Here is a 12208-nt window from a genome sequence, read left to right on the forward strand (position 1 = left end):
TCCCCGCTGGTAGGTGCGCCGGTCGCTACAGGTGAAGGGTGAGGATCAGCCAGAAGACGACGTTGCCGGCGCCGACCATCACCGCGCCGAGGAACAGCATCACGGCGATGAACGGATCTTGGGAGGCTGGGGCGTGGTCCTCGGGCATCCCACGATGGTAGGCCGGGTGCGAAGGCGAGCGGCGGCACTAGAGGTCGCCCTCCGAGCGTCCTGCAAGAAAGCTTCGAGGTGCTTGTACGAGTAGCCGGAGAACACGATGACCACGTACAGAGTGAACGTCCATCGCGATGATCGTTGGTGGATGATCGACGTCCCTGAGCTTGAGGGTTACCGAACTGCCGGCGGCGCGATCAACGTCGGCACGGTCACTCAAGCCCGCCGGTACGCCGACATCGAGCAGGAGGCACGCGACTTCATCTGCGCCGTCGTCGGTGTTGAGCCCGCTGCAGTCGAACTCGCGATCTGCCGCTGACCGAGTTCCCACCCTGGGTGCCCACGGTTTCGCCCTCGTGCCGAGGCCGCCTTGAGTACCGTCAGTGCGATGAACAAGCCCACAATTCAGGTCGACCAGGATCCCGTAATCACGCCCACCAGAGATGGTGGATTCGCACTCGTCTACACCGTCGGGCAACTGCCACTCGGAGCAGAGGTCTGGGCCGATCACTTGACGAACGCCCTCACCTCGGAACGTGATGATCTGAATCAGGCGTGGGTGCGAGAGTTCAGCGTCTCTGAACCTCACGACGGCGTCATCGAGATCGTTCTTAGCGCGGAACGAGCCCTCAACATCGAGGACGCGATATGGATCGATCGGGCAGTAGACAGAGCCCTCACAATTGCAACTGAGAAGGCGGCCAAGGGTGAAGCCCATGCACGGCAGATCACCGAGGAACTTGTCCGAAGGCGTAGCTCGTGACTGCCGATGGTGTGGCCGCGACCGCCGCTGTGATCGCTCTGCTGCTGTCGGCCCTTGCCCTAGTCGTTTCGATTCGCGGGACCAATGCGGCTGAGGTCAGCGCAGGCGCCGCGACTGAAAGCGCGACCGCAGCTACGACGAGCGCTGCAGCCGCACAAGAAAGTGCTACCGCCGCCAACCGATCAGCAGACGCTGGTGAACGGGCTGCCGATGCCACCGAGCTGCAGGTTCACACGAGTCGGGCGCAGCTGGACGAGGCGCGGCGGACACGAGAACAGCAGGTGCGCCCGTACGTCGCGGTCCTCGTCGAACAGGATCCCAACAACAGGCAGCACATCTATTTCGTCGTCCGGAATTTCGGGCAGAGCCCCGCCCGCGACGTGAAGTTCGACCTGGACCCGCCGGCGTGGCACAGCGAGGACGCGGCCGGGCGCCCGGCCGGGCCACTCGAACTACCGACGGAGCTGTGGTTTCTACCCCCAGGCGGTGAGTTCCGAACCTTCTGGGACTCTGGCCTGCATCGAGCCGATTCCGATTTGCCCGACAGGCATACCGTGAACCTGACCTACAGGAGCGACGAGTTCGGAACGCACACCGAACAGCACGTTCTGGACCTGAGCTTTCTGCCGTTCACCACGTGGGCACGCAACTAGCGCCAGCTCATCCATGAGCCGCGATTATACATCGCGCGGCGGCTTGATTCTGGCCTGCAACCGCTTGTATTCCTCAGGGCTCAGGCGTTCGCCGTCGAAGTCCTCCGACTCGAAATGCGCCGCCAGCTCGTCAGCGCGGGCAAGGATGTCCGCCGCCGTATCCCGCGGCTGATCCGACACACGACGCTCGCTCATGCAGCGACGGTACGCCGGGCCGTGCTCATTCTTCCGCCGAGTCGGGCCACTCCTCAGGTGTCACTTTCCGGCCGAGCCACAGAGCGAGCCGCATCCGGTCGTTCGCACCAGGCCGCACTCGCTCGAACGCATCCGCCAACTGATCGTCTGACATGTCGTTAGTGTCCACATAGAGTTAGACGCACGAGACCGCCAAACGGTTCCGCACACCAGGCTGGAAAGGACACATCGTGGGGATTCTGAGCAGTATCCGAGTTGACCTGGAAGAACTCGCCAGCAAGACTGCGCAGATTGGCAAGGAACTCGATGAGCAGAGCATGGACCTTTATCGAACATCGGCGCAGCTGGGAGCCGACGGAGACGACGAACGAGCGCACGCTTACCGCGTGCTCGCCGAAAGCGCCGCCGCCCACGTCAGCAAGCTCAGGGAACTCGGGATTCGAGTCCAACAGCTTGGTGATTCGATCTAGCGCCCACCCCTGAGTCCCCAAACTATGACCACCATCTGAGCGTCCCGAACCCGTACAGCTGGGATTCCGCAGCACCCATCGGTGTCTCGCGGCCCTGGGGGAGGGGGTGGAGGGGGGTGGTGGTCAGGCTCGCTCGCGGCGGGTCTTGACGGCGTGGCAGGGGCGGCAGATGGCTTGGAGGTTGTGCGGGGTGATCTGTCCGCCTTGGGAGGCTGGGCGGATCATGTCGCACTGTTCGGGTTGGCCTGTGCATCTGTGTGTGAGTTGGGCTTCGCAGCGTGTGGCGCCGGCCATGTAGGTGCGGCGGGCTTGTCGCCACTCGGTGCTGTCGTGGAGTTGTGAGCTTGCGGTGCGTCCTGTGCTGGTCCACTTGTTCCTGTGGCTTGGGCAGTAGCTGGTGCCTCGGACTGGTGTGGTGCAGTCCGGATGGCCGCAGTGCTTGGGTGCCCGTGGCATTAGAGGACCGCCGGGTCGACGAACTTGGGCTGCCGCCATTGGGTCGAGCCGCTGCTGATGTGACGCTTGACTGCATCCACGTTGTGGCGGGTGACTGCTACCGCCTGTGTGGCTCGCTTCGCCGCGTCGCGGGCCTTCTTGTACTCGGGCACGACCTCGGCGACCATCGGGTCGATCCAGTCGGGCGACACATGCCGCGACTGGAGGTACGGACCCAGCTCCTGGAGGAGGGTGCCGAGTTCGGTGCGGTTGGCCTTCGCGACGAGATCCCGAGCAGCGGTCGAGGCCTTCCCGGTGTCGGGGAGGCCGTCGAGGAGACGCCGCGTGCGGTCCCAGTACCGGGATGCGCGGAGCTCAGCGGCGGTGTCTCCGTCCGGGGAGAGGTCGGCGAGCACCTTCGCCACGTTGGCATCTGCTCGGGCCTGGGTGGCTTCGACCTCGGCGAAGGCGTGGTCGAGGGCAGCGTACGCGGAGGTCTGCGTGAATTGGGCGACCTTCTCGCTGAGTCCCTTCTGGGAGTATCGGTCGACATCGATGCTCGTGAGGTACTTCTCTGCTGCGGCGGCGGTGCCCTGGACGGTCTGGTAGGCGCGGACGATGGGGTCGGGGTCGGTGCCGATGCGTGCTCGGACCTGCTCGACGTGGTCGGCGGGGTTGAGGTCGTCTGCGCGGTCGGGTCGGGTGTATCCGGGCTGGTGGGGAAACGCGGTGTTCGGTGTGGGACCCGTCTGCCAGGCTTCGTTGAGCGCGGTCATGTTTGCTCTCCTTGGTGTGTGGTTGATTAACGGACGAGGGTTCCGCTGTTGCGGCGCCACGCGGCGTTCTGCATTGCGGCGATTCGGTCGGTGACTCGCTTGGGGTCCATGCCGATCACGGTCGTGTTGTAGGTGTCGCGGCCTTCGATGTTGATGGGCATCCCGGGCCCTACTGGCGCGACGGGTGTCTTGCCGACCGGCTTCATGAGGTCGGTGACGTTGGGCACGTTGATGCCCAACCCGGCGCCGGCACCGCCGACGAGGCCGCCCATGTTCTCCGAGCCAGAGTTCCCGCTGACGGTCTTGATGAGGCCGCCAAAGTAGTTCATGGCGGCGGTGGCGCTCTTGACGTTCGGCCACTCGAACGGGTTGCTGAATACGCTGCCGTCGAGGCCAACGCCCTGCAGCAGACCCGAGATCAGCCCCTGTCCCAGCGACTGCGTCTCCGACGACGGAGAGGTGGTGGCGCCCTCGGTCGACTTCGAGTCGGCTCCCTTGCTCTTCAGCTCGGCAAGGTCTGTCTTCGCCTGCGCAGCTTCCCGCTCGGTCTTTTCGGCACGGTCCTTCGCGGCCTGCAGCGCGGACGCCTTGGTCTTCGGGTTCGCCTCCAGCTCGGCGACTTTCTGTTTCGCGACCGCGGCAGCCTTCTCTGCGTCGGTGGCCTTGTCCTGCGCGTCGCGGAGCTGTTTCGCGGTGGCGGCCGTCGTCTTCGACGAGGTGCCGGATCCGCCGGTTCCACCGCCCGAGCGGCTACCGAACAGGGCCTGCCCGATGCTGGTCCCGAGGGAACCGAACCCGCTACCCGAGCTGGATCCGCTCGACGACGAATCATCGCTGGCGCCAGAGCCGCCGGACGAGTTCATGTCCTGACCCTGCAGCGGCAAGTACGCGCGGCTCGGGAACGACGCCGCAGCCGCAGCCTGACCGCCGTACTGACCGTTACCGCCGGCACCACCCATCTCCACATTGATCCGGGAGCCGTCGGTGTCGATGATCGTGCCCGCGGTGTGTCCGCCACCGGGGCCGCCGTTGACCCAGCCGATCGCGTACGCCGCAGTGCCCTCGGGAGGATCACCCTGCAGGAACCCGCGGGCGGCCAACGCTTCCCCCTGGTTCGCCGTCGAGAACCGGCCGGTCGCGCCAGTCAGGTAGTTCGCGATTGTCGACTGTGCGCCGGAGCAGTCAGCGTCGAAGGTGCTGCCACCGCCGCCCCATGTGTACTTCTTGCCCTGGATCCCCGACGCGAATGTCTTCAGCTGCTCGACCGAGATGCCGCCGTTCTCGTAGCGGCGGAACACGTCGGCGGGACTGATGACCTGCAGGCCAAACAGGCGCGCCGTCTCGCCGAGGATCGCCGTCGACCGCTTCCGCTTACCCGGAGCGAGAGGAATGTAGCTCTCACCCCCGGTTTCACGCTCGGCGAAGATGGTGCCCATTCCGCGGCCGGCGTAGATTCCGGCGGTGGTGGGCTTCTGGATGTGTCGGAGTCCGCCGTTCGCCATGGGGACGATGGCGCCGTGTGCTCGGTCGGGTACTGCTCCGCGGTTGCCCTGCGAGTCGGTGCTGACGCTCAGTCCGGTGCCGACGACCGTCACGGTCTTGACCGCCGGGGCGGCCAGGAATTTCCGTACCTGCTCCTGGACGGTCTCCAGGCCGGATTGGGAGACGATGATGTTCTTGCCGTTGTCGCTACGTACTGTGAGGTTCAAGGCTTCGAGGAGCGTCTTGACTGCCGGTGCGTTCGGGGACGTGACCTCAATATCTTTGCCATTGTGGGAGGTGACTTCGATGTTCGCGGCCCGGAGAAGGCTTACGACTGCCTGACCGCCGGGGGCGGACATGTCGACAGCCTTGCCGGGCGGCAGCGACGTTAGTGCCTGGGTCACGTTGGCGAGCTGGGCGCGCGCGGTCTCGGTCTTGGCGACGACCTCGATGCCCTTGCCGTCCGGGAGGCGGGTCACCTCGATGTCGATGGTCTTGAGCGCCGCGATCGCCTTGTCGTCGACGGTGATCGGGATGACCTTCTTCTCGCCGATCTTCGCAGCCTGCATTGCCCTGGCGATCTGCCCGATCTGCTGCACCGTCTCAGGCGCGCCCGAGAGGCGGGCGGTCAGTTCGATGTCGCGGCCGCCGAGCGTGTTGAACGCTCCAGTGATCTCGTCGACCGTGATCCCGGATTGAGCGGCCAGCTCCTTGAGGCGGGCGGCGTTGATCGCGTGGATCTCCGCGAGGGGCCGGCCAGCAGCGGCGGCGGAGATCGACGCGGACGACAGGTCGAGCAGCTTCTGACGAAGGGCTTCACCATTGGCCGTCGCGCTGCTGACGCCGAACTCGGCCGACAGCAGTTCCTTGCCGAAGCCCTTGGTCTTGTCGAGAGCCTCCTGGGTGGAGTCCGCGATCTGGCGCAGCACTCGATCGTGCTCGGCGATCGCATCACCCTTCGCTCGGGCCGGATTCAACGCGTCGATCGCGGTCTTCAACGCCGCGGTGCGGTTCGCCGTCGTCGAGGTCTTGTCGCCGAGAACCTGCATCGCCAAAGACATTTGCGAAATGCCGGGCGTCGTACGCTCTGCCGCCTGCTGCGTCAGGTGGTACGCGGCGCGCACACCCTGCAACTCGGATGCAGCCTTCTTACCGCCGTCACCCGTGGACTCGAGCTGGCGCACCATGGCGTTGAACGCGGTCGAAGATCCGTACGTACGGTTGGCGAGTTCCTGTTGCGTGAGACCGAGACCCTGTAGGGCTTCCTGAGCGGCCTTGGCCTCGTCCGCCTGGGCCTTGATCGCCTCGGCCTGTGTGCGCTCGTAGCCGCCAAACATCGACTTGAAACTGAAGACGCCCTCACCCTCGGCGCGGATGTTGTCCAGCGGTGAACCTTCGCGACTCGCGCGATCCTGCAGCTCGCTTCGGAGCTTCGCAATCCGACTAGACGCGCTCGATGCGACGTCGTCGTCGTACGCGCCGCGGGACTGCATGAGAGCTGCGTTCAGCTCGGTCTGGGCGTCTGCGGAGGCCTTGATCGCAGCCTGCACCGCATCGAAGGAAGCCGCGGACTTCTGGTTCTTGGAGACGATCGCCATCGCGGCGATGCCGGCACCTGCGAGCGCTGCACCCCAGGGGCCGCCCAGTGCGCCGACGACGCCTCCTGCGGCTTTGCCGATGCCGCCCATCGTCGAGGTGACCGCGGCGCCAGCGGCACTGACGGTGCCCGCAGTTCGGCCGAACCGTTCTGCCGCAGTGGCGCTCCGTACGAATGCCTGCTGCATGTTCGCGAGGACCGGAATCTTCGTGCCGAGGGTGCCGACCGCGGACCCGAATCGGCCGAACTGCACGGCGCTCTGCCCCGCGCTGCGGGCCATCGCGGCGGCGCCGTTGTTCCAGTTGTTGATGTGCCCGGTGAGCTGACGCCCCTGCCCCAGGATGGCGCCGTTCGACGACACCAGGGTCTGGTTCGCGGATGCTGCGGCGCGCATCGTCGCACCCATGCCGGACAGCGCCGACCCGAGCGTTCGCGTCTGTCCGGTTACTTGGTTGGTACCGAGTGCTAGCCCACCCAGGCGGGACTGGATCCCGCCGATGATGCCTGGGACGGTGCGGAAGAGCAGCCACGCCGCGGCAGCCACCTTCACCAGTCCGGCGTGATCGGCCAGGTACTTCGCCACGGACGAGATCGGCGTGAGCACGGCGGTCGTGAAGGTCGAGGAGACATCCACGATGGAGCCGAACACCGGTGGGATCGACTGGAGAATCGGAACCCACTGCTGCAGCTGCTCGCGGCCGCCAGTGAAGAACTCCTGCAGCTTCGACTGTCCCTCAGCGGAGTTCATGAACGCCGCGAGCCCCGTCGCTCCTCGGTCGAGCGCGGTGAGGAGCCCATCGCCACCGCCGGCAGCCTTCGTCAGCGCGGTGAACATCTGCCCGACACCCAGGGTGGTGCGGCCCAGCGCCGACACACCGTCGATGCCCTCGTCGATCCACTGGTGCAGCCGGCCATCCGATGCCGCGCCGGTGACGAAGGCGTTGAACCGCTCGGACACGGTCGTGAGGCCGTCGGCGATCCGGGGCAGCGAACCCGTACCTGTTGCGGCCAGCTCACCCAGCGCGGAGACCATGGGCGCAATCGCGCGGTTCGCCCGGGTCTGCGCGTCGGCGGTGTTGCCGAAGATCCGGTCGACGATGCTCACGGTCGACGAGTCGGCACCAACACGGAGGACTTCGCGGAACGTGGCGCCCCATGCCTTCGACGTCTGATCGAGACCGCGGCTCACCGTCGGCAGGGTGCGTTCGGCGAGGGTCCGCAGGCCCTGATCGGTGCCCTCGAACATGTTGTCCTGCGCCAGCGACTTCAGCTTCGACAGCGAGCCGTGCAGCCTGCCGACCTCAGTCACAGCGGCCTTGGCGTTCGGAGATACGCCCTCGAGCGCTTCGGCGGCCTTTTTCAGATCCTTTGCGTCACCGGAAGCCGCAGCCGCCCACATCGTCTTCATCGCGTCGCCGACACCGGCGGTGCCGAGCTTCAGCGTCGCGAGCGAGGTGCCGGCACCCGCGAGGACACCCGGCAGCACTAGGCCCGCCTGGGTGACCTGCTGTAGGGAACCCGCCACTGTCGTCAGCGCGGTGGCGACGGCTGGCAGGCTGCCCACGCTGACGGCGCCGAGCGCGACCTTCAGCTCTCGCGAAAGGGCGGAACCAGCCTCGCGGCCCAGGTTCTGCCCCATTGCGCGGCCTGCAGTTCGGCTCTGTACCTGGGCGCGCGCGAAGGCCTGATCGATGCTGCGGCGCAGCGGATCGGTGTCGCCGTCAACGTTGACCCGTGCGCCGCGCTCCGCCTGGAGGACAGCACTGCGGATGTCCCGCTGCATCCCTCGCGTATTCGCACTGATCGTGATCCACGCCTGGGCCAACTCCGCCATTGGGGTGCCTCTCGGTTGAAGTCGCTTTCCTCGGCGCTTCTCCCATTAGTGTGAATATCGTTGCTGGAGAGGGGGTCCGACTTCGGACCCTATGCGGCGTCTCGGGTTGGCAGCGCGTCCCGGCTGACGACCCACTGGTTCCCGATCTTCATCCCGATCCGCGCGACCCGACGCCTCGCGCACCGCGTCGAGATCCCCAACTCCGACGCGACCTCCGTCACCGACAAGTACTCGGGGGCAGCGAGGCCCGCCGGCTCCTCCACCGACTGGACGCCGCTCTGCAGCCTGCCTTGCAGGGCGGACATCCACTTGGGGACCGGGAAGCCACGCTGATGATGGTCATCGACGAACAGGTCCACCAAGAACCGCAGGAACGAGACCTCGTCATCGTCGAAGATCACGGCACCCCACCGCCATCCGTTTCGCCGATCAGCAGGTCGTTGACGCGCTCACGAATGATGTTGGCGCATGATGCTCTGACTTCGTCGAGTGGCGGCGCATTGTCGACGCTGGCGAGGACGCCGACGATGAATTCCGCGACGAGGCAGCCGGCGGCGAGCAGCGTGCGTCGCGCCTCGTCGGCATCGAGAGTGTCAATGAGGAGTCCGGCTTCTCCCGGGTGGTCTTCGACGACAGCGCCGAGGATGGCTCCGGCGTTGATCATTGCGGCGTTGTGTTGCTGGGGGTTCACGGGTGGTGCCTTTCGGTCGTGTGGTGGCTTCGGTTGGTTATGCAGTGATCGCCTTCTTTGGTCGTCCGGGTGGTGCCTCGCCGGGGACGAGCCCTGCGATCACCCCGCGGGGTCGTTCCGCCGACTTGAGGGAGTCGACCCAGCGCCGGCACTCAGGCTGGACTGGGCAGGTCCATTCGCAGATACGCCGAGCCGCTTCCTGCCGTCGCTGCGTGGCGTCCCAAGGCTCGTTGTCGCTGCGGGGATCGAACAGTTCTGACTGGCCCGCGCACGCTGCACCGGGGAGAGATGGAGTGCCGGCGACGATCGCGGCGACCAGGCCCACCCACCCCTCGGGTTCAGGACGGCGGTTCATCCCGCGAGCCCCTGAAGTCGACGCCGCTCGAGCTGGCCCATGGTCACCGGGCGCAGCTCGCGGGCGGGGGCCGGATCCGGCCGGTGGATCTGCTCGCCGTCGCCGCAGTCGTCGCACACGCCGGTGAGGTTCGCCGCGGGCAGGTCGAGAAAGCAGACAGTGCACCGTCGGGCAGCAACAGAAGATCGGGACATTTCCGCCTCACTCGCTGGATTCGAGTCAACTCCAGGTCCAACGTTGGACCCGGGTCCAACGCACTTGACCTGCTCTTTCATGGGTTGGACCTGGTCCAACGTTGGACTTTTGGAAATGCTGTAGCGGGTACCCCGCTCGGTCGGGATCTCAAGCACCGCCCCCTCGGAGACAAGCTCAGCGATCGCACTGCCGAAGTGCTCGCGGAGGTTCGCCTTGAGCTGTCCGCGCAACTTCCCTGCGGATTCTTCGTCCACCTTGTCGAGCCGGCGAAGCAGCGCTGCCTTTGCGCGGTCGTGCATGCGGTCGGTGAAGTACTCCTCGCGAGTCGCCTGCGTGATCGCACGCGCACGGTTCTTCTCGCGGTCCATCCGCGTCGCCTCTGTGAGCAACCACTCGCGGGTCTCGTCAGACTTCGTCATGGCTGCCTCGGACAGTCGCCATTCGCGCTCACCGACGACGGACTGCCTGTGCATGATCGCGATGAGCGCAGCGACCTTGAGCCGAGTGAGCATGGCGTGGCCGTCGAGTGCATCAGCTTCTCCGCGTTGCCGGGCGAGGTGGGCGCCGATCACGGTCGTGGCGATCTCGGCCAGCCCGTACTGGATCTCCACGACCATGTCGTCGCCGGCAGTCCACGCCGGGATTGTCGTGTCGAGTGGCGCGGGTGCGGGCGTCGGTGTCTCGGGCATGGTTGGGTCGATCGTGAGCGCCCAGATGATGCGCTGCGGGGTGCCGCCGGTCGTGTCGTCGAAGACCACTCCGGTGTGTCCGGGCTGCGCGCCAACGGACAGGCACGCTCGGTAGCTGTGTTCGGGCACGATCCGGCTGGTGGCCTTGCTCGCGTTGCTCTGACCGATCTGCTCGCCCATCGCCATCGACTTCAGCTGTGCGAGCAAAACTGAGCCTTGTCGTGATGCGAGGCCAGTGAGGGTGTCGATCTCGGGGCACATGAAGATCGCTGCGGTGCGGTGGGGCTCGTCGTCGTTGTCGGGCTTCTTGAATGCGGCGGCGATGCCTTCGCCGGATCCAAGGGGCAGTTCTTCGATCTCGCCGGGCCAGGCTTGTCGGGCGACCTTGTCGCTGATGCCCTTGCCGCCGCCGGATGGTGACGCGAACGCGACGATGAGGTTGAGCGAGGCGCGTCCGCCGATGAGCCCCGGCAGTTGGACGTTGGGCCCGACGGATGCGGCGACGCGGAGGAGCACGGCCCAGAACACGGACCATGGTGCCGCGTACTTGGCGCGTGCCCACTGGTGGATCGTCTTTAGTTCATCGGTCGCGCTGAAGAACTCGTCGTCCGTCATGCTGCTCCCTTCATTTGCCGTTTGATGTGGCTCGCGCTGTTGCGGTAGCCGAGATGCTGGGCTTCGGTCGCCCAGTCGAGAGCGTCGGAAATTTCGTGGCTGGCGTTCTGCAAGGCGTCTTGGCGGGCCTCTGCTTGCATCGCCCACTGCAGGGCACTGACGAGCACGCTGACGAAGCGGACTTGCTCGTCGGGCTCGTCCTGCCACTGCGGGCTGAACGCTGGCGGTGGTGCGGAGGGACAGTGCTCGAGGAACGGTGTGATCCACTGCAGAGCGAGTGAGAAGGACACCTCACTTGAGCCGGTGCGGGCCGGTCCCGGGGTGGGCAGCAACCTCTGACCTGCTGCCCACTCCCGAACCCGATCCATGGATGACTTCATGAGCTGGTATCGCGCCGCGCGCACTTCGGTCCGACACCCAGACTCACTGACTTCGCGGTGGTGAGCGGTCGGCCGCAGCGATCGCAGAGGCGGACGCGGATCCACTGCTGCCCTTCGGTCTTCCAACCTTCCGCGAGGCCGCTCACGCGGTGCCCACCAGGTGGAGGCGGGGACGTCCGTCGCCCCGTCGGGTTGTCGTCGTCGGTTGGTACCGCAGGAGGGACACGATCAGGGCCGCGTCGCGACCGGTCATCTCGTAGTCTGAATGGCGCACTGCGTCAGCGATCGCGGTCAGCGCTTCGCTGCAGTCGCGGAGTGGGCATCCAACGCATCCCGCGATCGAGAACCCCCGCCCGCACGGCCCGCTCATCGCACGGCCTCCTTGCTGGGGATGGCGTCGAGGATGTCGGCGACCGCTCGAAGCTGATCGTCGGTTGCGTCGGCGAACGTGATCTGGGGCGCGCGATCTGCGATCCGCGTGAGCAAATCAATTCGGCTGTGGGCGGCGTACAGTTCGTGCGATACGCTCATGGTGGACATGGCTTCTCCTACTGGGTGTGAGGGTTTGTGTTCTCAGGGCGATTCGGGCGGCAACCCGGATCGCCCTTCTTGTGCGCGCGGGGCGCATCCGTGGGTGGACGTAGGTCTTCTGTTCGGTCGGCGTCGGGGTCGAGGCCGAGGTCTTCGATCTGCTGGAACCGTTCGGCGCGCGTCACGCGCCACCGCCGTAGGCAGGAAGCTCCAGCAGCCACGAGGCGAGTGTCTGTGCGTTCGGGTGGGCGTGCAGCTCCTCGAAGTCCTTCTTGTTCGGACTGTCGATTAGGCGCAGCACGAGAGCGCGGGTCTGCTGGTTAAGCTTCAGAAATGTCTCCAGGTCGGCATCCTTGTGCGGCCACTTCAGCCAGTCGGTCACCTCATCAAGGGA

At 66.0% G+C, this 12208-nt stretch carries 17 protein-coding genes; 4 read left to right on the top strand and 13 right to left on the bottom strand.

The window, feature by feature from the left end; all coding sequences use genetic code 11:
* Positions 1–25: 25 nt before the first annotated feature.
* Entirely contained in the window at positions 26–148 is a 123-nt protein-coding gene (locus WFK95_RS19880) for a hypothetical protein (protein WP_336671696.1), read from the bottom strand.
* 108 nt (positions 149–256) lie between these two features.
* On the opposite strand from WFK95_RS19880, the gene WFK95_RS19885 reads away from it, so the two are divergent.
* From WFK95_RS19885 to WFK95_RS19895, 3 genes are all read left to right on the top strand, one after another.
* Complete coding sequence (locus WFK95_RS19885; RefSeq protein WP_336671697.1) at positions 257–472, top strand: hypothetical protein; 216 nt, start codon at positions 257–259, stop codon at positions 470–472.
* Positions 473–541: 69 nt separating this feature from the next.
* A complete protein-coding gene (locus WFK95_RS19890) occupies positions 542–916 on the top strand; it encodes a hypothetical protein (RefSeq protein WP_336671698.1) in 375 nt (124 codons plus the stop codon).
* Positions 913–1569 carry a hypothetical protein gene (locus tag WFK95_RS19895; RefSeq protein WP_336671699.1) on the top strand — a complete coding sequence of 219 codons (657 nt, stop codon included), beginning with the start codon at positions 913–915 and terminating at the stop codon, positions 1567–1569. Before WFK95_RS19890 ends, WFK95_RS19895 begins: the two co-directional genes overlap by 4 nt.
* Positions 1570–1593: 24 nt before the next feature.
* On the opposite strand, the gene WFK95_RS19900 is transcribed toward WFK95_RS19895, so the two are convergent.
* Complete coding sequence (locus WFK95_RS19900; protein WP_336671700.1) at positions 1594–1764, bottom strand: hypothetical protein; 171 nt, start codon at positions 1762–1764, stop codon at positions 1594–1596.
* A 230-nt stretch (positions 1765–1994) separates the two neighbouring features.
* Between WFK95_RS19900 and WFK95_RS19905 the strand changes: the two genes are divergently transcribed.
* Complete coding sequence (locus tag WFK95_RS19905) at positions 1995–2234, top strand: hypothetical protein (RefSeq protein WP_336671701.1); 240 nt, start codon at positions 1995–1997, stop codon at positions 2232–2234.
* 123 nt (positions 2235–2357) lie between these two features.
* On the opposite strand, the gene WFK95_RS24780 is transcribed toward WFK95_RS19905, so the two are convergent.
* The 11 genes from WFK95_RS24780 to WFK95_RS19950 all read right to left on the bottom strand — a co-directional run.
* Positions 2358–2729 (bottom strand): HNH endonuclease, encoded by a 372-nt coding sequence (locus tag WFK95_RS24780; RefSeq protein WP_443081579.1) that lies wholly within the window; start codon positions 2727–2729, stop codon positions 2358–2360.
* Entirely contained in the window at positions 2690–3445 is a 756-nt protein-coding gene (locus WFK95_RS19910) for a hypothetical protein (protein ID WP_336671702.1), read from the bottom strand. Before WFK95_RS19910 ends, WFK95_RS24780 begins: the two co-directional genes overlap by 40 nt.
* Positions 3446–3471: 26 nt before the next feature.
* A complete protein-coding gene (locus tag WFK95_RS19915) occupies positions 3472–8358 on the bottom strand; it encodes a hypothetical protein (protein WP_336671703.1) in 4887 nt (1628 codons plus the stop codon).
* Between the two features lie 89 nt (positions 8359–8447).
* Positions 8448–8759 (bottom strand): helix-turn-helix domain-containing protein, encoded by a 312-nt coding sequence (locus tag WFK95_RS19920; protein WP_336671704.1) that lies wholly within the window; start codon positions 8757–8759, stop codon positions 8448–8450.
* On the bottom strand, positions 8756–9049 hold the full coding sequence (locus WFK95_RS19925) for a hypothetical protein (protein WP_336671705.1): 294 nt from the start codon (positions 9047–9049) through the stop codon (positions 8756–8758). Before WFK95_RS19925 ends, WFK95_RS19920 begins: the two co-directional genes overlap by 4 nt.
* A 37-nt stretch (positions 9050–9086) precedes the next feature.
* On the bottom strand, positions 9087–9404 hold the full coding sequence (locus tag WFK95_RS19930; protein ID WP_336671706.1) for a WhiB family transcriptional regulator: 318 nt from the start codon (positions 9402–9404) through the stop codon (positions 9087–9089).
* Positions 9401–10903 carry a hypothetical protein gene (locus tag WFK95_RS19935; RefSeq protein WP_336671707.1) on the bottom strand — a complete coding sequence of 501 codons (1503 nt, stop codon included), beginning with the start codon at positions 10901–10903 and terminating at the stop codon, positions 9401–9403. The genes WFK95_RS19930 and WFK95_RS19935 overlap by 4 nt, the downstream gene beginning before the upstream one ends.
* Positions 10900–11193 carry a DUF2742 domain-containing protein gene (locus WFK95_RS19940; protein ID WP_336671708.1) on the bottom strand — a complete coding sequence of 98 codons (294 nt, stop codon included), beginning with the start codon at positions 11191–11193 and terminating at the stop codon, positions 10900–10902. Before WFK95_RS19940 ends, WFK95_RS19935 begins: the two co-directional genes overlap by 4 nt.
* Before the next feature lie 86 nt (positions 11194–11279).
* On the bottom strand, positions 11280–11429 hold the full coding sequence (locus WFK95_RS24785) for a DUF6011 domain-containing protein (protein WP_443081580.1): 150 nt from the start codon (positions 11427–11429) through the stop codon (positions 11280–11282).
* Positions 11430–11649: 220 nt separating this feature from the next.
* On the bottom strand, positions 11650–11823 hold the full coding sequence (locus WFK95_RS19945; RefSeq protein ID WP_336671709.1) for a hypothetical protein: 174 nt from the start codon (positions 11821–11823) through the stop codon (positions 11650–11652).
* Between the two features lie 172 nt (positions 11824–11995).
* Positions 11996–12208 (bottom strand): hypothetical protein (locus WFK95_RS19950; protein WP_336671710.1); only part of this gene is annotated, 213 nt, incomplete at its 5' end.

Origin of the sequence: Tsukamurella sp. USMM236, assembly GCF_037148755.1 — a bacterium.
Taxonomy (GTDB): domain Bacteria; phylum Actinomycetota; class Actinomycetes; order Mycobacteriales; family Mycobacteriaceae; genus Tsukamurella.

What these genes read in the sequence shown, in the direction of transcription:
- WFK95_RS19945 (WP_336671709.1), bottom strand. Translation starts at nt 11,823, where the DNA reads ATGTCCACCATGAGCGTATCGCACGAACTGTACGCCGCCCACAGCCGA.
- WFK95_RS19915 (WP_336671703.1), bottom strand. Translation starts at nt 8,358, where the DNA reads ATGGCGGAGTTGGCCCAGGCGTGGATCACGATCAGTGCGAATACGCGA.
- WFK95_RS19900 (WP_336671700.1), bottom strand. Translation starts at nt 1,764, where the DNA reads ATGAGCGAGCGTCGTGTGTCGGATCAGCCGCGGGATACGGCGGCGGAC.
- WFK95_RS19930 (WP_336671706.1), bottom strand. Translation starts at nt 9,404, where the DNA reads ATGAACCGCCGTCCTGAACCCGAGGGGTGGGTGGGCCTGGTCGCCGCG.
- WFK95_RS19910 (WP_336671702.1), bottom strand. Translation starts at nt 3,445, where the DNA reads ATGACCGCGCTCAACGAAGCCTGGCAGACGGGTCCCACACCGAACACC.
- WFK95_RS19880 (WP_336671696.1), bottom strand. Translation starts at nt 148, where the DNA reads ATGCCCGAGGACCACGCCCCAGCCTCCCAAGATCCGTTCATCGCCGTG.
- WFK95_RS19935 (WP_336671707.1), bottom strand. Translation starts at nt 10,903, where the DNA reads ATGACGGACGACGAGTTCTTCAGCGCGACCGATGAACTAAAGACGATC.
- WFK95_RS19890 (WP_336671698.1), top strand. Translation starts at nt 542, where the DNA reads ATGAACAAGCCCACAATTCAGGTCGACCAGGATCCCGTAATCACGCCC.
- WFK95_RS24780 (WP_443081579.1), bottom strand. Translation starts at nt 2,729, where the DNA reads ATGGCGGCAGCCCAAGTTCGTCGACCCGGCGGTCCTCTAATGCCACGG.
- WFK95_RS19885 (WP_336671697.1), top strand. Translation starts at nt 257, where the DNA reads ATGACCACGTACAGAGTGAACGTCCATCGCGATGATCGTTGGTGGATG.